Annotated in this window: 12 protein-coding genes, 2 tRNA genes, 3 rRNA genes and 1 pseudogene; 5 read left to right on the top strand and 13 right to left on the bottom strand. The window is 59.0% G+C overall.

Features of this window, described 5'->3' with window-relative positions:
- Positions 1 to 44: 44 nt before the first annotated feature.
- Positions 45 to 1,091, top strand: coding sequence for an alpha/beta fold hydrolase (locus E6B08_RS20525; protein WP_136915696.1), 1,047 nt, complete (start codon positions 45 to 47; stop codon positions 1,089 to 1,091).
- Here the strand turns inward: E6B08_RS20525 and zapE are convergent.
- The 6 genes and pseudogenes from zapE to E6B08_RS20555 all read right to left on the bottom strand — a co-directional run.
- Complete coding sequence (gene zapE / locus E6B08_RS20530) at positions 1,051 to 2,151, bottom strand: cell division protein ZapE (protein ID WP_136915697.1); 1,101 nt, start codon at positions 2,149 to 2,151, stop codon at positions 1,051 to 1,053. The genes E6B08_RS20525 and zapE overlap by 41 nt on opposite strands.
- 157 nt (positions 2,152 to 2,308) lie before the next feature.
- Positions 2,309 to 3,457 (bottom strand): PQQ-dependent sugar dehydrogenase, encoded by a 1,149-nt coding sequence (locus E6B08_RS20535; protein ID WP_136915698.1) that lies wholly within the window; start codon positions 3,455 to 3,457, stop codon positions 2,309 to 2,311.
- Between the two features lie 23 nt (positions 3,458 to 3,480).
- The gene (locus E6B08_RS20540) at positions 3,481 to 3,798 is read right to left on the bottom strand and encodes a hypothetical protein (protein ID WP_136915699.1); all 318 of its coding nucleotides are present in this window, start codon (positions 3,796 to 3,798) and stop codon (positions 3,481 to 3,483) included.
- A gap of 197 nt (positions 3,799 to 3,995) precedes the next feature.
- Positions 3,996 to 6,428: a TonB-dependent receptor gene (locus tag E6B08_RS20545; protein WP_136917462.1), complete on the bottom strand. Its 2,433-nt coding sequence runs from the start codon at positions 6,426 to 6,428 to the stop codon at positions 3,996 to 3,998.
- Between the two features lie 135 nt (positions 6,429 to 6,563).
- Positions 6,564 to 7,439, bottom strand: a complete 876-nt coding sequence (locus E6B08_RS20550) for a FecR family protein (RefSeq protein WP_238349249.1) — start codon at positions 7,437 to 7,439, stop codon at positions 6,564 to 6,566.
- Between the two features lie 4 nt (positions 7,440 to 7,443).
- A pseudogene (locus tag E6B08_RS20555) lies at positions 7,444 to 7,950 on the bottom strand (RNA polymerase sigma factor); the annotation flags it as partial.
- A 135-nt stretch (positions 7,951 to 8,085) separates the two neighbouring features.
- On the opposite strand from E6B08_RS20555, the gene E6B08_RS20560 reads away from it, so the two are divergent.
- On the top strand, positions 8,086 to 8,574 hold the full coding sequence (locus E6B08_RS20560) for an LEA type 2 family protein (protein ID WP_136915701.1): 489 nt from the start codon (positions 8,086 to 8,088) through the stop codon (positions 8,572 to 8,574).
- A 3-nt stretch (positions 8,575 to 8,577) separates the two neighbouring features.
- On the opposite strand, the gene E6B08_RS20565 is transcribed toward E6B08_RS20560, so the two are convergent.
- Positions 8,578 to 8,841, bottom strand: coding sequence for a hypothetical protein (locus tag E6B08_RS20565; RefSeq protein ID WP_136915702.1), 264 nt, complete (start codon positions 8,839 to 8,841; stop codon positions 8,578 to 8,580).
- Positions 8,842 to 8,966: 125 nt separating this feature from the next.
- Between E6B08_RS20565 and E6B08_RS20570 the strand changes: the two genes are divergently transcribed.
- Positions 8,967 to 9,287 (top strand): DUF883 family protein, encoded by a 321-nt coding sequence (locus E6B08_RS20570; RefSeq protein ID WP_136915703.1) that lies wholly within the window; start codon positions 8,967 to 8,969, stop codon positions 9,285 to 9,287.
- Between the two features lie 21 nt (positions 9,288 to 9,308).
- Here the strand turns inward: E6B08_RS20570 and E6B08_RS20575 are convergent, their stop codons facing one another.
- Positions 9,309 to 9,926 (bottom strand): tRNA-(ms[2]io[6]A)-hydroxylase, encoded by a 618-nt coding sequence (locus tag E6B08_RS20575; protein WP_136915704.1) that lies wholly within the window; start codon positions 9,924 to 9,926, stop codon positions 9,309 to 9,311.
- A 148-nt stretch (positions 9,927 to 10,074) separates the two neighbouring features.
- On the opposite strand from E6B08_RS20575, the gene E6B08_RS20580 reads away from it, so the two are divergent.
- Positions 10,075 to 10,938 (top strand): universal stress protein, encoded by an 864-nt coding sequence (locus E6B08_RS20580; RefSeq protein ID WP_136915705.1) that lies wholly within the window; start codon positions 10,075 to 10,077, stop codon positions 10,936 to 10,938.
- 55 nt (positions 10,939 to 10,993) lie between these two features.
- Here the strand turns inward: E6B08_RS20580 and rrf are convergent.
- The 5 genes from rrf to E6B08_RS20605 all read right to left on the bottom strand — a co-directional run bounded on the left by rrf (position 10,994) and on the right by E6B08_RS20605 (position 16,269).
- A 5S ribosomal RNA gene (gene rrf, locus E6B08_RS20585) occupies positions 10,994 to 11,109 on the bottom strand.
- Between the two features lie 147 nt (positions 11,110 to 11,256).
- Positions 11,257 to 14,149: ribosomal RNA gene (locus E6B08_RS20590) — 23S ribosomal RNA — on the bottom strand.
- 247 nt (positions 14,150 to 14,396) lie between these two features.
- A tRNA-Ala gene (locus E6B08_RS20595) sits at positions 14,397 to 14,472 on the bottom strand.
- Positions 14,473 to 14,568: 96 nt separating this feature from the next.
- A tRNA-Ile gene (locus tag E6B08_RS20600) sits at positions 14,569 to 14,645 on the bottom strand.
- Between the two features lie 87 nt (positions 14,646 to 14,732).
- Positions 14,733 to 16,269 (bottom strand): 16S ribosomal RNA (locus E6B08_RS20605).
- The 16S, 23S and 5S rRNA genes sit together here with 2 tRNA genes alongside, the layout of an rRNA operon.
- Before the next feature lie 1,007 nt (positions 16,270 to 17,276).
- Between E6B08_RS20605 and rhtA the strand changes: the two genes are divergently transcribed.
- Entirely contained in the window at positions 17,277 to 18,164 is an 888-nt protein-coding gene (gene rhtA / locus E6B08_RS20610; RefSeq protein WP_136915706.1) for a threonine/homoserine exporter RhtA, read from the top strand.
- Positions 18,165 to 18,183: the final 19 nt, after the last annotated feature.

An 18,183-nucleotide genomic window follows, 5' to 3' on the forward strand; every position in this document is an offset into this window, starting at 1 on the left:
GTTACAGTCGCCAATTCCTACATGGCCCTACACGGAGTGCCCCCATGCTGCGCGCAACCGCCCTGGCCCTCACCTGCCTCGTCGCAGGCACCGCCACCGCTGCCGAACCCACCACCTATGGCAAACAGCTCGAAGGCTTCGCCTATCCTCACCCGCTGAAGCACTTCGACTTCAAGTCCCAGGGGCAAGACCTGCAGATGGGGTACATGGACGTGCCGGCCAAGGGCAAGGCCAATGGCCGCAGCGTGGTGCTGATGCATGGCAAGAACTTCTGCGCGGCCACCTGGGAAACCACCATCGACGCCCTGAGCCAGGCCGGCTACCGCGTCATCGCACCTGACCAGATCGGTTTCTGTACCTCCAGCAAGCCGGCGCATTACCAATACAGCTTCCAGCAACTGGCGACCAACACCCATGCCCTGCTCGAGCAGTTGGGCGTGAGCCAGTCGGTCATCCTGGGCCACTCCACCGGCGGCATGCTGGCCACCCGCTACGCGTTGATGTACCCGCAGCAGGTCGAGCGCCTGGCGATGGTCAACCCGATTGGCCTGGAAGACTGGAAAGCCCTGGGCGTGCCCTACCGCACGGTGGACCAGTGGTACGAGCGCGAGCTCAAGCTCGACGCCGAAGGCGTGCGCAACTACGAGCGCAAGACCTACTATGCCGGGCGCTGGAAGCCTGAGTACGAGCGCTGGGTGCAGATGCTGGTGGGACTGAACCAGGGCCCTGGGCATGAAGCGGTGGCGTGGAACTCGGCGCTGATCTACGACATGATCTTCACCCAACCGGTGTACCACGAGTTCCACAACCTGAAGATGCCGACCCTGCTGTTGATCGGTGACCAGGACACCACCGCCATCGGCAGCGATATCGCCCCACCAGCGCTCAAGGCGCAGTTGGGCAACTACAAGGAACTGGGCCCGCGCGTGGCCAAGCTGATCCCCCAGGGCGAGCTGGTCACCTTCCCGGGCATGGGCCATGCGCCGCAGATCGAAGAGCCGCAGCAATTCCACAAGGCATTGCTGGACTGGCTCGCACGCGATTCCCGCCTCAACCGAAGCGCTGCAACTGCATCTCGCGCAGGCGACTGAGGGTGCGCTGGTAGGCGAAGGCAAGGTAGCCCTGGGTGTACAGTTCATCCAGCGGCACCTGGGCTTCCACGTAGAGGGCCACCCGGCGGTCGTAGCATTCGTCCACCAGGGCGATGAAACGTCGCACCGCGTCATCCTTGGGCGACAGCATCGGCAGCTCGCGGTCGCCCGCCTCGACCCGCGCCGCGGCGTCCTCGGTGCCCCTTGCGATGCGCCCGGCGCGCTGCTGGCCGCCCAACGCCGGCACATCCTGTAGCAGGATCGCCTGATAACGGTCACACAAGGCCATGAACTCGGTTGCCGCCAGCGGTTGCTCGCACAGCTGGGAGAAGCGGCACCAGATCACCTGGTCGCTGCGCCTGATGACCTGGATCTGTCGCGAGCCGACCGACAACGGCTCGGTCGTGACGTTCTCGTGGCTCAGGCTGTGGAACACCTGCTCCAGCGCCCCTGCGCTGCCCGCAGTGGCCACCCAGTAGCGTTGCCGCACTTGGCCCGGGTGCAAGCGATGATCCTGATCGCCGGCCACCGCCAGCACCTGCATGTGCCGTTCGATGGCGGCGATCGCCGGAAGGAACCGCTCGCGGTTGAAACCGTCGCGGTAGAGCTGCTCGGGTGGCTGGTTGGATGTGGCGACGATCACCACGCCCTGGTCGAACAGCACCTGGAACAAACGCCCGAGGATGATCGCATCGCCGATGTCGCTGACGAACAGTTCGTCGAAGCAGAGCACGCGAATTTGCCCAGCCAACTCTCGCGCCAGGGCCGTTAGCGGGTCGGCGGTACCGTTGAGCTGGAACAGCCGCTGGTGCACCCAGGCCATGAAGTGGTGAAAGTGCTGGCGTCGTGCGGGGATGTCCAGGCAGCGGTGGAACACGTCCATCAGCCAGGTCTTGCCGCGCCCGACCGGGCCCCAGAGGTAGAGACCGCGTGTAGTACGGCCCTGTTCGAGCGCCTCGAAGCAGGTTTGCAGCGCCGCGACGGCAGTGGCCTGGGCCGGGTCAGGGGCGTAGCCGTGCTCGGTCAGGGCTTGGTCGTAGAGCGAGTGCGGAGTTGGCATGGCATCCGGCCTGGGGCTGTGGGGGCTCTATTGTCTGTACTGGCCCCATCGCCGGCAAGCCGGCTCCTACGCGGTCATCGCAGTCGCGCACAGCTCGCCGCCGTACCTGTAGGAGCCGGCTTGCCGGGTATGACGTCGGTACAGCCGACCGGCACCTTCAGTTCTGCTCCAGGCCGACCTTCAACAACGCCCCATCCTTGGCATCGGTCAGCAGGTAGAGGTAGCCATCCGGGCCGACCCGCACATCGCGAATGCGTGCTTTCAACTCACCCAGCAAGCGCTCCTCGTGCACGATCTTGTCGCCGTCGAGCTGCAGGCGGATCAGTTCCTGGCTGACCAGCGCCCCAATGAACAGGTCGTGGTCCCAGGCCTTGAAGGTCGGGCTGTCATAGAACGCCATGCCGCTGATGCCCGGCGACTTTTCCCAGACGTGGTGCGGGCCGACCATGCCCTCGACCTGCTTGCCCTTGGCCTCCGGGATCGGCAGCATCGAGTAGTTGATCCCATGGGTCGCGATCGGCCAGCCGTAGTTCTTGCCCGCTTGTGGAATGTTGATCTCATCGCCGCCGCGTGGCCCATGTTCATGGGTCCAGAGCTTGCCGGTCCACGGATTGAGCGCCGCCCCCTGCTGGTTGCGATGGCCATACGACCAGATTTCCGGGCGCACGTTTTTCTGACCGACGAAGGGATTGTCCTTGGGTACCGTGCCATCGGGCAGGATGCGCACCACCTTGCCTTGCAGCTTGTCCAGGTCTTGCGCGGTGGGGCGCTGGTTGTTCTCGCCCAGCGCGATGAACAGGTAGCCATCGCGGTCGAACACCAGGCGCGAGCCGAAGTGATTCCCCACCGACAGTTTTGGCTGCTGGCGGAAGATCACGCTGAAGTTGTCCAGCCGCGCACGGTCCTCGGACAGTTGACCTCGGCCCACCGCAGTGCCGGCCTTGCCGTCGCTGCCCTCTTCGGCATAGGACAGGTAGACGGTTCGGTCCTTGTCGAACTCCGGCGAGAGCACTACGTCCAGCAAGCCGCCCTGGCCTTCGGCCCAGACCTTGGGCACGCCGCTGATCGGCGCACCGACCTTCCCTTCGGCGCTAATCACTCGAAGATTGCCCGGGCGCTCGGTCACCAGCATGTCCTTGCCACCCGGCAGGAAGGCCAGCGCCCAGGGGTTTCGCAGGCCATCGGCGACGGTACTGACGGTCAGCCGGCCTTCCTCACTGGGAAACTGCTGCTCGGGGGCGGCGTGCGCCAACAAGGGCAGCAGGGCGGCAGCGGCAAGGGTGGTCATCCAGTTGCGTCGAAGCATGGGTGGTTCCTTCCTGAAGAGGCTTATGGCGCACGTTGCGAGTCGCGCGGTGGCCTTGTGGGTTCCAGATTGGGCGTCTGTTGCTGGCGGCGCAGGTTGTCGCCATTGCCGATGCCGCGGTTATCCAGGCTCGGCGTGCGCACGTTGGGCGCGGTCGAAGGGCCACGTACGGGTGGGGTGGATTGCAGGGTGCCCTGACGGCTGTTCGGGTTGGCCCGGGGAATCGGGCTGTTGTACGGGTTGTTGTTGCTCGCGGCGAGTTGCAACGGCTGGGTTTGTGCGGCCTGTACCGGCAAGCACAGCATCAGGCCAACGATCAGGGTCGGCAATACGGGATTCATGCTTCACCTCCTGTACGAAAAGTCGTGCCTTTGCGATTCGATAGCCTAAGGCGCGAAGGGTTCGCGGCAAAAGTGTGAGTGCGTGTGGAGTTGATTCCTGATATTTCAGTATGGGCCTTAACCCGCCGCTGTCCCGCTTTAATTCGAAAATCCTGCACGGCTTGCATGCCAGCCGTGCAGGACCTTCGCCAAGTCCCTCAGTACGCCATGCTCCACGTGAGGGTGTAGGTGCGCCCACGCCCTTGGTAGTCGTAAAGGTAGGCGGGACCGTAGGTCGGCGAATAGAACAGCGTCGCGCGTTGGCCCCAGACGGTACTGTACTGCTTGTCCAGCAGGTTCTGGATACCCGCGCTGAGGGTGCCGAACCCGGTATCCTGACTGGCGAGCAGGTCGAAAGTGGTGTAGCCGTCGATCTCGTGGTCGGCGTCGTCTTTCAAACTGAACGCGTGGTTGGCTTGCAACCGGGCACTGCGCCCATCCCCCTTCCAACCGACGAAGGCTGTGGCCTTGGACAGCGAAGCATAGCGGGCATCACGCTTGATCCAGCCGCCATTGGCGTCCTCTTCCTCGGAGCGGGTCAAGTGCAACGTACCGCCACCTTCCCAGCCGCTCTGAAAGTGCCGGGTCAGCGCGCCTTCGAAGCCGAAGTCGCGGCTCTTCTGGTCTTCGACGTCGATTGTCAGCGTCTGCGAGTCGACGTTGATGATCTTGTCCGACCAGATGTAGTACAGCGCGGCCTGAGCATCCCAATCCAGGTCGGCATAGCGCCAACCCAGCTCGACCTGGCGGCTCTTGATACCGGCCAACGGGTTGTCGGCCACGCTCATGCCGGCCTTGCCGTAGTACTTGGCCGGATCAGGCAGGTCGAAACCTTCGCCGTAGTTGGTCCAGACCTGGTGGCCGTTCTTGAAATCGTAGATCGCACCGACGTTGTAAAGATTGACCTGATAGTCGTTGCTGCCACCGGGCACGCCCTTGAAGTCGCTGACATCGACGTCCATCTGCTGGCGCCGGGCGCCACCGGACAGGGTCAGGTTGTCGGTCGCGTGCCAGTCGAGCTGGGCATACACCGAGACGCCATCGACGCGATAGCTGGGATAGCGATCGGCCTTGCTCTCTTTATCCAGGTCCAGGCCACCACTTTCCGACGAGGTGAGCGCGTCGAAGGTAGTCTGCTGGGCATTGAAGCGTTCACGGTCGAGGTCCACGCCGTAGGTCAGTTTGAGGGTATCCCACTGCTTGGCGAACAGGCCCTTGAGGCTGGTGACCTCGAAGTTCTGCTGTGAGGCGGCGAAATATACCCCGCGTGAACCGGTGGGGGTGGCGCGGTTGTAGTAAGGAAACGGATAGAAGTTGTCGTCTTCCTTGCGGTACGAGGCCTGCAGGTAGAAGTCCTGGCCCAGCACATCGTTGTGGTGGTAGTTGGCGTTGAACAGGAAACGCCGGGTACGCGGCTCCAGGTCCGAGGAATAACCGCTGCGCAGTTCGGCGTCCTCCAGGTCGGAAGGCGCGTTGTAGTTGAGGTTGGGGAAGTAGATGCCGGTGCTGCCGTGGTTGCCGGAATCGTAGTATTGGGCGAGCAGGTCGAGACTCTGTTCATCGGACAGCTTCAGGCCGACGCTGCCGAGTACGTCGAGGGTGCGGTTGTACTGCAGGTCGGTCTGGGTGTTGTCGATGAAGATCTGGTCGCCTGCCCCATCGTAGAAGGCTTCGTTCTGCTCGCCAGAAACCCCCAGGCGGGCATTGATCCGGTCGTTGCCGCCACTGATCGATTGAGCGAAACGGGTTGCCAGGTCATCGCTGTTGTTGAAACCGCTGCTGGCGCCCAGTTGGGTTTCGAAACGCGTTTCGCCCGCCTCGCCCTTCTTGGTCACGATGTTGATGATGCCGCCGGTGGCGCCACCGCCGTATATCGCGCTGGCACCGGACAACACCTCGACGCGCTCGACGTTGAACGGCGAGATGCTGTCGAACTGGCGCGACAGGCCACGCGAACTGTTCTGACTGACCCCGTCGATCATCACCAGCACGTTGCGTCCGCGCATGTTCTGGCCGTAGTTGGTCCGCCCTTCGGGGGCCAGGTCGAGACCGGGTACGAGTTTACCGATGGCCTCCTTGAGGCTCACACCGCTGTCGATCTGCTCGCGCAACTGCTGCTGGTCGACCACCCAGACGGTGCCGGGGATTTCACTGATCGCGGTGCTGGTGCGCGAAGCGACGCTGACTTCGATGGGCTTGAGGTTCACGGCCTGGGGAGCCCCCTCGGCCTTGCGCAGGGTAATGGTGCGGCTGTCGCTGTACTGCCAGGCCATGCCGCTGCCGTCGAGTAATTGCTGCAGGGCTTGTTCGACGCTGTAGTTACCCTGCAACGCCGGGCTGGTCAGCCCCTGGACGTCGCCGGTGGTATACAACAGGTGCAGGTCGGCCTGGTCGGCAAACGCCGTCAGGGCCTGGTCCAGCGGCTGCGCCGGCAGGTCGAGCGGTACCTGCCGGGCCTGGACCTGCACCTGCGCGTCGCTGCTGGCCCATGCCTGCAGGGGGCCAGCGAGCATCGCCAGGGCGCTGCAGGACAACAAGACATGGTGGAGTCGACCGCCGCGACGGTGCGGCTGTCCAGGGATGGGCGGCATGGGCATGAGAGGCACGAATGAGCTTCCAGACAAGTCGTAAATGAGAATGGGTTGCTGATCAGTCCCACTACGACGATCTGGCTTGCAGGAACTTGCAGTGCCGAATGAAAAAAATTTCGATTATTTTTTACAGCTTCAGTACACGACTGCCAGCCAGGGCAGATAAGTGACCTTGAGGCCATAACGCTGCTCGAGCGTGCGCAGCAATGCCTCGGGGTCGTCCAGGTCGAACACGCCGCTGACCTCGAGGGCCGCGAGCTTGCTGTCGGGCACCAGGATGCGGCCATGCTGGTAGCGCTCCAGCTCGGCCAGTACCTGGCCCAGCGGTCTGCCATTGAAGATCAGCTTGCCGCGCTGCCAGGCGGTGAGTGCGCTGGCGTCGGCGGCCACCGCCAACTCATGATTGCCTTGCCGTGCCTCGCCCTTGGCCAGGACCACCTGGCCGTCTCGACGCACACTGAACGTCGCGGTCCCGCCCTGCACGGTGGCGCCAGCAGTCTCGACCACGAAAGGACGCGGATCGGTGGCGGTGTCGAAAAGCGCCTCGCCGGCCTGCAGGGTAACCCGTCGCTCCTTGCCATCGAAGGCAACGCTCAGGGCACTGGCACTGTTCAACAGCACCCGCGAGCCGTCCTCCAGGGTCAAGCTCTGCCGCTCACCGATTCCGGTGTGATAATCGGCCAACCACACTGGCGCTTGCTGCCAGCTGCAGTAGCCTGCCACCACGAGCACCAAGGAGGCCGCGATGCCTGCAGCCCAATGCCGTTTTTGCCGACGTAGCGGTGGCGCCTCGAATGCCTGGGCGGTTGGGGTAGACCCAAGGTCCAGCCACAACGCCTCGGCCTCAGCGGCCGCTTCGGCATGGTCCGGGCTCAACTGCTTCCAGCGCAGGTAGCGCGCCTGGTCGGCGACGCCGGCATTGCCCGAATGCAGCAGGACCTGCCACTCGAGGGCATCGTCGGACAGGTCGCTGATGGGCTGGGGAGCTTGCATGGTCGAGGTGTCAGTCATGGTTGTGTTTGAGCCAGTCGCGACAATGGCGCAAGGCCTGGCCGATGTATTTTGCCACCATACTCTCGGAAACGCCCAGACGTTGCGCAATCTGCGCTTGGGTGAGGCCCTCGACGCGGTTGAGCAGCAATGCCTGACGGGCGTTGCCGGGCAGTTTCAGCAGCGCCTCATCCAGCATTTGCAGGCGCTCCCGGGCCAGCAATGTAGCTTCTGGGGCTGGGGCCGGGCAAACCACCTCACCTGCCCCATCACTGTCTTCATGGCTGGCTGCCAGGCGCTGCTCGCGGCGTAAGGCATCGATAGCGAGGTTGCCTGCCACGCGGAATATGAAACTGCGCGCGTGCAGTACCGTTACTGCCTGCTCGTCAATTTTCGCCAGCTTGAGATAGGTCTCCTGGGCCACGTCGGCGGCACGCTGCCGATCGCTCATGCGTCGGGTCAGAAACTGCAACAGGTCGTCGTAGTGCTCCTGGAAACTTGCCAGCAGACCAGACACGGGAGACGTCAGCATTGGGATAAAACACTGCCAGTAGGAAGAATTGTCGGGCGTGAATGAGAAACAGTATCTTTGATATCACCCGGCACTTTCAACTACGGCATACGTTTGCCACACTGCAGGCTCGACTCCGCTGGCAAGGTTGCCCCTATGGTTGTCCGATTGCACCGCTGCGCGCGTTTGTTGCTGGTTTTGCTGATGCTGGGTGCGTTGCACGCCTGCGCGCTGTTCCAGGCGCGCGATCCGCTCACTATCAGCGTGATCGGTATCGAGCCTCTGCCCGGGCAGGAGCTGGAAATGCGCATGGCGGTAAAGATGCGGGTACAGAACCCGAATGAAAACGCCATCGACTACAACGGCATCGCGCTGAACCTGGAGGTCAACGGCCAGCCGTTGGCGGCCGGAGTGAGCGACCAAAAGGGGCATATTGGTCGTTACGACGAAGCGGTCATCACGGTGCCGGTGAGCATCACCGCGTTTTCCTTCCTGCGCCAGGCCTACGGCCTGGGCAAACTCGATTCGCTACAAGGGATGCCCTACAAGCTGCGCGGCAAGCTCGCGGGCGGGCCGTTGGGGACGGTGCGCTTCACCGACGAAGGCAAGCTCGACCTGCCAAACAATGGCAGCCTGATCTGGTAAGGGTCAGCGGTTGGCGCTGGCAGCGGCCATCATCTTGTTGACTTCGCTGCGCACGAGGTTGGCGTAGTCCGGTGGCGACATGGCGTCCAGTTCGGCACGCACCCATTCCGCCCATTTACCCTTGCGCCGGGACTTTTCCGAAATCAGCCGGGCAGCTTCGCCCTTGGCCTTGCCGAGGTTGCTCTGCCACATCTCGAACAAACGGGCTTTCTCCGCCTCGATCTGCGCCCGTTCCTGGAAGCTCTTGTTGGCGAGATTGAAACTCATGAGATACCTGCCAATGAAAAATGGCCGCTATCTTACACCGTAGCGACGGGACATCGTAACCCAGGGCAACTTTCCCGCCGCGCCGAAATCCATTGTTCTAACCAACCATCGACGAGGACGTGTTCATGGCTCGAAAAAACCAAGCAGCTGCCCATGGCGAGCAGATCAAGGATCAGGTATTCAGCGAATTGCAGGCCTTGATCGAGGAATCGGAAAAGCTGCTCAACCGCAGCTCCTCCCTGGTAGGCGAAGAAGCCGACACCCTGCGCGCACAGCTCGGTCTGAAGCTGCGCCAGGCGAGCGAGGCCGTAGGCCAGGTACGCAGCCGAGCGCAGCCGGTAGTAGAGGCGACCGAAGATTACATCGGCGGGCACCCCTGGCAAACCGTGGCGATCTCGGCAGGCCTTGGCCTGGTGGTAGGGCTGCTACTGGGCCGGCGGGACTGACGGCAAGCCACATGGCCCCGATCAGGCGGCCTGCACCATCGGAATACCGCTGTGGAACCGTAGTTCCTGGTCGGCAGACTGGATCAGTTCGGCTTCTGCTTCCCTTACCAGATCGACCCGGCGGGCAATGTCGGCAGGCTCGCCGTACTGGTGGGCCAGTTTCAAGTAACCCTGGTAGTGGCGGGCCTCGCTTTTCAACAGCCCGTGGTAGAACCTGCCCAGCTCTTCGTCCAGGTGCGGCGCAAGCGCATTGAAGCGCTCGCAACTACGGGCCTCGATGAATGCCCCGACCACCAGGGTATCAACCAGTTTCACAGGCTCATGGGCACGGACCAGGCGGCGTAGACCGGAAGCATAGCGCCCTGCCGACACCGGACGCAGCGGCACGCCACGGCGCTTCATCAGGCGCAATACCTGCTCATGGTGTACAAGCTCTTCGCGGGCAAGGCGCGACATCATGTTGATCAAGTCAAGATGGGTGTTGTACTTGGCGATGAGGCTCAAGGCTGTGCTGGCGGCCTTGAACTCGCAGTTCTTGTGGTCGATCAGCAGGGTTTCCTGATCGGCCAATGCCGCTTCGATCCAGGCGTCAGGGGTCGCGCAGCCAAGGAAAGCATCGATTTCGGGGATCAGGGACATAGGGCTACAAATCACGTTGAACGCAGGACCGGCGATTATACCGGCGGTGACGGCCAACGCCAGTGACTATGCTTGATGTACATCAAGCGGCGGCGCGAGCGGCGCCGGCTATAGTCAGCGTTGACCACCTTAGTAGGAGTTACCGTCCATGCAAGCCGTCCGTAGCATCCTCGTCGTGCTCGACCCCGAACATGCCCATAGCCGCGCACTGACCCGCGCCAAGTTGATCGCTGGCGTGACGGGCGCTCGCCTGCACCTGCTGATGTGCGACAGGAAGCATGACCATAGCGCGTTGCTCAGCCTACTCGGTAGCCAGCTGCACGATGATGGCTATGACAATGTCACCCATGAGCAGACCTGGCATGAAACATTGCATGAATCGATCATCGCGGTGCAGCAAGCGGAGGGCTGTGAACTGGTGATCAAGGACCATCGACCCGATAACCCGCTGAAAAAGGCCTTGCTGACCCCGACCGACTGGAAACTGTTGCGCCAATGCCCGTGTGCGGTGTTGATGGTCAAGAACGAGCGCCCCTGGACTGGAGGCGTGATACTCGCGGCCGTGGATGTGGGCAACGAAGACGAAGATCATCGTCGGCTGCATGCGAGCATCATCGATCACGGCTATGCCATTGCCGGGCTGGCCAAGGGCGAACTGCATGTGATCAGCGCCCACCCCTCACCCATGTTGGCCTCGGCCGACCCGGTGTATCAGTTGAGCGAAACCATCGAACAACGCTATCGGGAGGCATGCCAGCGCTTCCAGGCGGAGTACGGCATCGCCCCTGAGTGCCTGCATGTGAAGGAAGGTCCGGCGGATGTGATCATTCCTGAGATAGAGCAGGAATACGATGCCGTGGTCACTGTCATCGGCACCGTGGCACGCACTGGGATCACGGGAGCACTGATAGGCAATACGGCCGAGGTGGTGCTCGATTCCCTGCAAGGAGACGTGCTGGTACTCAAGAGCGAAGAAGCGGCGGCGCACCTGGCAGAGTTGGCGCGCGGCTAGCCAGAAAAGACAAAACCCCTACCTGCTCGCGCAGATAGGGGTTTTGCGAAATGAATCTTGACGATGACCTACTCTCACATGGGGAAACCCCACACTACCATCGGCGATGCATCGTTTCACTGCTGAGTTCGGGATGGGATCAGGTGGTTCCAATGCTCTATGGTCGTCAAGAAATTCTGTTGCCAGAATGTCCAGATGGACAGCCCAGCGAATTCGGATATGTGAATTTGTGCTGCTTTTAATTTGTGAGCCGAATTTTCGGTTCTTTCGTCTTCACCACCACAATTTGGCTCGGCGCGCAAATTGCTTGGGTGTTATATGGTCAAGCCTCACGGGCAATTAGTATTGGTTAGCTCAACGCCTCACAGCGCTTACACACCCAACCTATCAACGTCGTAGTCTTCGACGGCCCTTTAGGGGATTCAAGATCCCAGTGAGATCTCATCTTGAGGCAAGTTTCCCGCTTAGATGCTTTCAGCGGTTATCTCTTCCGAACATAGCTACCCGGCAATGCCACTGGCGTGACAACCGGAACACCAGAGGTTCGTCCACTCCGGTCCTCTCGTACTAGGAGCAGCCCCTCTCAAATCTCAAACGTCCACGGCAGATAGGGACCGAACTGTCTCACGACGTTCTAAACCCAGCTCGCGTACCACTTTAAATGGCGAACAGCCATACCCTTGGGACCGGCTTCAGCCCCAGGATGTGATGAGCCGACATCGAGGTGCCAAACACCGCCGTCGATATGAACTCTTGGGCGGTATCAGCCTGTTATCCCCGGAGTACCTTTTATCCGTTGAGCGATGGCCCTTCCATACAGAACCACCGGATCACTAAGACCTACTTTCGTACCTGCTCGACGTGTTTGTCTCGCAGTCAAGCGCGCTTTTGCCTTTATACTCTACGACCGATTTCCGACCGGTCTGAGCGCACCTTCGTACTCCTCCGTTACTCTTTGGGAGGAGACCGCCCCAGTCAAACTACCCACCATACACTGTCCTCGATCCGGATAACGGACCTGAGTTAGAACCTCAAAGTTGCCAGGGTGGTATTTCAAGGATGGCTCCATGAGAACTGGCGTCCCCACTTCAAAGCCTCCCACCTATCCTACACAAGCAAATTCAAAGTCCAGTGCAAAGCTATAGTAAAGGTTCACGGGGTCTTTCCGTCTAGCCGCGGATACACTGCATCTTCACAGCGATTTCAATTTCACTGAGTCTCGGGTGGAGACAGCGCCGCCATCGTTACGCCATTCGTGCAGGTCGGAACTTACCCGACAAGGAATTTCGCTACCTTAGGACCGTTATAGTTACGGCCGCCGTTTACCGGGGCTTCGATCAAGAGCTTCGCTTGCGCTAACCCCATCAATTAACCTTCCGGCACCGGGCAGGCGTCACACCCTATACGTCCACTTTCGTGTTTGCAGAGTGCTGTGTTTTTAATAAACAGTCGCAGCGGCCTGGTATCTTCGACCGGCGTGGGCTTACGCAGCAAGTGCTTCACCCTCACCGGCGCACCTTCTCCCGAAGTTACGGTGCCATTTTGCCTAGTTCCTTCACCCGAGTTCTCTCAAGCGCCTTGGTATTCTCTACCTAACCACCTGTGTCGGTTTGGGGTACGGTTCCCAGTTATCTGAAGCTTAGGAGCTTTTCTTGGAAGCATGGCATCAACCACTTCGTCGCCTAAAGGCAACTCGTCATCAGCTCTCGGCCTTGAAATCCCGGATTTGCCTAAGATCTCAGCCTACCACCTTAAACTTGGACAACCAACGCCAAGCTGGCCTAGCCTTCTCCGTCCCTCCATCGCAATAACTGGAAGTACAGGAATATTAACCTGTTTTCCATCGACTACGCTTTTCAGCCTCGCCTTAGGGACCGACTAACCCTGCGTCGATTAACGTTGCGCAGGAAACCTTGGTCTTTCGGCGTGGGAGTTTTTCACTCCCATTGTCGTTACTCATGTCAGCATTCGCACTTCTGATACCTCCAGCAAGCTTCTCAACTCACCTTCACAGGCTTACAGAACGCTCCTCTACCGCATCATCATACGATGATACCCGTAGCTTCGGTGCATGGTTTGAGCCCCGTTACATCTTCCGCGCAGGCCGACTCGACTAGTGAGCTATTACGCTTTCTTTAAAGGATGGCTGCTTCTAAGCCAACCTCCTAGCTGTCTAAGCCTTCCCACATCGTTTCCCACTTAACCATGACTTTGGGACCTTAGCTGACGGTCTGGGTTGTTTCCCTTTTCACGACGGACGTTAGCACCCGCCGTGTGTCTCCCATGCTCGGCACTTGTAGGTATTCGGAGTTTGCATCGGTTTGGTAAGTCGGGATGACCCCCTAGCCGAAACAGTGCTCTACCCCCTACAGTGATACATGAGGCGCTACCTAAATAGCTTTCGAGGAGAACCAGCTATCTCCGAGCTTGATTAGCCTTTCACTCCGATCCACAGGTCATCCGCTAACTTTTCAACGGTAGTCGGTTCGGTCCTCCAGTCAGTGTTACCTAACCTTCAACCTGCCCATGGATAGATCGCCCGGTTTCGGGTCTATACCCAGCGACTAAACGCCCTATTAAGACTCGCTTTCGCTACGCCTCCCCTATTCGGTTAAGCTCGCCACTGAATATAAGTCGCTGACCCATTATACAAAAGGTACGCAGTCACCTAACAAAGTAGGCTCCCACTGCTTGTACGCATACGGTTTCAGGTTCTATTTCACTCCCCTCTCCGGGGTTCTTTTCGCCTTTCCCTCACGGTACTGGTTCACTATCGGTCAGTCAGTAGTATTTAGCCTTGGAGGATGGTCCCCCCATATTCAGACAAAGTTTCTCGTGCTCCGTCCTACTCGATTTCATTGATAAGAGATTTTCGTGTACGGGGCTATCACCCACTATGGCCGCACTTTCCAGAGCGTTCCACTAATCTCAAATCAACTTAAGGGCTGGTCCCCGTTCGCTCGCCACTACTAAGGGAATCTCGGTTGATTTCTTTTCCTCAGGGTACTTAGATGTTTCAGTTCCCCTGGTTCGCCTCTTGCACCTATGTATTCAGTACAAGATACTCAGCTTGTGCTGAGTGGGTTCCCCCATTCAGAGATCTCTGGATCACAGTCTGTTTGCCGACTCCCCAAAGCTTATCGCAGGCTACCACGTCTTTCATCGCCTCTGACTGCCAAGGCATCCACCGTATGCGCTTCTTCACTTGACCATATAACCCCAAGCAATCTGGTTATACTGTGAAGACGACATTCGCCGAAAATTCGTACGTTGCGCTTTCGCGCAGAACTCACAAATTTTACCTTAGCCTGATCCACCAGCAGTGAAACTGGTGTTCAGTCTATATCTATCACATATCCGAATTTTTAAAGAACGATCTGACAAAAGTCAGAAATCAACATTCATTCACGAATGTTCATTTCTAAGTTCTGATCAAGTACTACGCGTTACAGCAAACGTGGTGGAGCCAAGCGGGATCGAACCGCTGACCTCCTGCGTGCAAGGCAGGCGCTCTCCCAGCTGAGCTATGGCCCCGCATATTGGTAGGTCTGGGCAGATTTGAACTGCAGAAGAGCCGTCCTCACCACTCTTTATCCAGAGGCATGGGGTGCTCATCATTCCAACCAAAATTGGTAGGTCTGGGCAGATTTGAACTGCCGACCTCACCCTTATCAGGGGTGCGCTCTAACCAACTGAGCTACAGACCTAAGGGTAAAACTTTGGGTCTTGATCGTCTTTATACAATGAATCAAGCAATTCGTGTGGGAGCTCATCAGCAGGCTGATGTCGTCGATTAAGGAGGTGATCCAGCCGCAGGTTCCCCTACGGCTACCTTGTTACGACTTCACCCCAGTCATGAATCACACCGTGGTAACCGTCCTCCCGAAGGTTAGACTAGCTACTTCTGGTGCAACCCACTCCCATGGTGTGACGGGCGGTGTGTACAAGGCCCGGGAACGTATTCACCGCGACATTCTGATTCGCGATTACTAGCGATTCCGACTTCACGCAGTCGAGTTGCAGACTGCGATCCGGACTACGATCGGTTTTGTGAGATTAGCTCCACCTCGCGGCTTGGCAACCCTCTGTACCGACCATTGTAGCACGTGTGTAGCCCAGGCCGTAAGGGCCATGATGACTTGACGTCATCCCCACCTTCCTCCGGTTTGTCACCGGCAGTCTCCTTAGAGTGCCCACCATAACGTGCTGGTAACTAAGGACAAGGGTTGCGCTCGTTACGGGACTTAACCCAACATCTCACGACACGAGCTGACGACAGCCATGCAGCACCTGTGTCAGAGCTCCCGAAGGCACCAATCCATCTCTGGAAAGTTCTCTGCATGTCAAGGCCTGGTAAGGTTCTTCGCGTTGCTTCGAATTAAACCACATGCTCCACCGCTTGTGCGGGCCCCCGTCAATTCATTTGAGTTTTAACCTTGCGGCCGTACTCCCCAGGCGGTCAACTTAATGCGTTAGCTGCGCCACTAAAATCTCAAGGATTCCAACGGCTAGTTGACATCGTTTACGGCGTGGACTACCAGGGTATCTAATCCTGTTTGCTCCCCACGCTTTCGCACCTCAGTGTCAGTATCAGTCCAGGTGGTCGCCTTCGCCACTGGTGTTCCTTCCTATATCTACGCATTTCACCGCTACACAGGAAATTCCACCACCCTCTACCGTACTCTAGCTTGCCAGTTTTGGATGCAGTTCCCAGGTTGAGCCCGGGGCTTTCACATCCAACTTAACAAACCACCTACGCGCGCTTTACGCCCAGTAATTCCGATTAACGCTTGCACCCTCTGTATTACCGCGGCTGCTGGCACAGAGTTAGCCGGTGCTTATTCTGTCGGTAACGTCAAAACAGCAAGGTATTAGCTTACTGCCCTTCCTCCCAACTTAAAGTGCTTTACAATCCGAAGACCTTCTTCACACACGCGGCATGGCTGGATCAGGCTTTCGCCCATTGTCCAATATTCCCCACTGCTGCCTCCCGTAGGAGTCTGGACCGTGTCTCAGTTCCAGTGTGACTGATCATCCTCTCAGACCAGTTACGGATCGTCGCCTTGGTGAGCCATTACCTCACCAACTAGCTAATCCGACCTAGGCTCATCTGATAGCGCAAGGCCCGAAGGTCCCCTGCTTTCTCCCGTAGGACGTATGCGGTATTAGCGTTCCTTTCGAAACGTTGTCCCCCACTACCAGGCAGATTCCTAGGCATTACTCACCCGTCCGCCGCTGAATCAAGGAGCAAGCTCCCGTCATCCGCTCGACTTGCATGTGTTAGGCCTGCCGCCAGCGTTCAATCTGAGCCATGATCAAACTCTTCAGTTCAATACTGCTTGGGTTTTTAAGAAACCCTAAACTTGGCTCAGCAATCTCAAATGACTATGTGATTTCTCGCATGGTCACTTGTGATGCTGATAATCTTTTTGACTATCAGTCCGTACTCACAAGCACCCACACGAATTGCTTGATTCAATTTGTTAAAGAGCGTTTGGTTAAGAGCGTTTCGTCTCAACCGAGGCGCGCATTCTACGCTTTCCTCATTTCGTGTCAAGCGTTTATTTGAAGTTTTTTCCGAGAAACTCGTTTAGCTTCAAACACTTGACTCGCTGCGATCTCTCGTAGCGGGAGGCGAATAATACAGCGTTTAAAACCGCTGTCAACTGCCTTTTTCACCGCTGCCGATCAGTTGATCGAAGCCCTTTCAGCGCTACCGAACTATATAACTCGTTGAATATCAAGGAGTTTTTCGTTCCGTTGTCGCTGGAAGTGGTGCGCATTATAAGGAGATTCGAAACGGCGTCAACACTTAATTTGAAGAAAATCAGATATTTAGGGAAAAGGACCGCGTTGAGGCCACCAGGGGCCCGCCATAACACCTTCAGCGCCCATGAGATCGAGCGCCGCCCGCGCGGCGAATCGCGACGCAAGGCCGCTCCCACATCTGTTTCGGGCCAATTATGTCTGGTAGGGCATGGTTGCCAGCCTGGTGGGCCCGGGGCGATATTTGTGTTGGCGCCGGGCGCACCACGATATTCCGTGGTGCCGCCAAAGGCGAACAACCATGGCCTGACAGAAAGTGGCACGTTGCAACAAATGTGGGAGCGGCCTTGCGTCGCGATGCGCCGCGCGGGCGGCGCTCGATTTACGCGCCGCTGCAAGAGCCATGGCGTACACCTCCCCGCCTCACCACAAAACCCACGACGACCACCCAACGCCTCCACAACCCCTGCCCCCTACATACACCCCCCACAATGCCCCCACCTAGCCACACATACCCATTGCGCACTATAGTGCACAACCCGCACACCCTTCCCAGGATCTCCATCTCCAAAATGAACACCCAGCCCCGCAGCCTGGCCGCCACTCTATTCCCTATCGGCCTGCTGCTCATTGCCATGACCTCGATTCAATCGGGCGCCTCGTTGGCCAAGAGCATGTTTCCCATCATCGGCGCCCAGGGCACCACCACGCTGCGCCTCATCTTCGCCTCCGTGATCATGCTGCTGATCCTCCGCCCATGGCGTGCACGCCTGACTGCCAGGGCCCTGCGCGACATCGTGATTTACGGCATGGCCCTGGGCGGCATGAACTTCCTCTTCTATATGGCATTGCAAACCGTCCCACTGGGCATCGCCGTGGCACTCGAGTTCACAGGCCCCCTGGCCGTCGCTTTGTTCGGATCGCGCCGAGCACTCGACTTCCTGTGGATCGCCCTCGCCGTGACCGGGTTGCTCCTGCTCATCCCGGTCGGCCACGCAGGCCAGTCGCTCGACCTGCGAGGCGTAATCTACGCACTCGGCGCCGGAGTGTGCTGGGCCCTATACATTCTATTTGGCCAGCGCGCGGGCGCCGAACACGGGATCCAGGGCGCGGCCTTGGGAGTCGTCGTCGCAGCCCTGTTCGTTGCCCCCATAGGTATCGTCCATGCAGGCAGCGCCCTGCTGACTCCCGCCGTGATCCCCTTGGCCCTGGGCGTAGCCGTACTGTCCACCGCCCTGCCCTACAGCCTCGAGATGGTCGCCCTCACCCGCATGCCCGCGCGCACTTTCGGTACATTGATGAGCATCGAGCCCGCCATCGGCGCACTGTCCGGCCTGGTATTCCTCGGCGAGGTGCTGAGCATGACCCAGTGGCTGGCGATTGGCGCCATCATCATTGCATCAGTGGGCGCCACGTTGGCCATGCGAAAGGCGTCCAGCCCGCCGGTAGCAGCCGACTGATATGAGAAATCTTTTCATT

The sequence above is a fragment of the Pseudomonas putida genome, assembly GCF_005080685.1.
Taxonomy (GTDB): Bacteria; Pseudomonadota; Gammaproteobacteria; order Pseudomonadales; family Pseudomonadaceae; genus Aquipseudomonas; species Aquipseudomonas putida_V.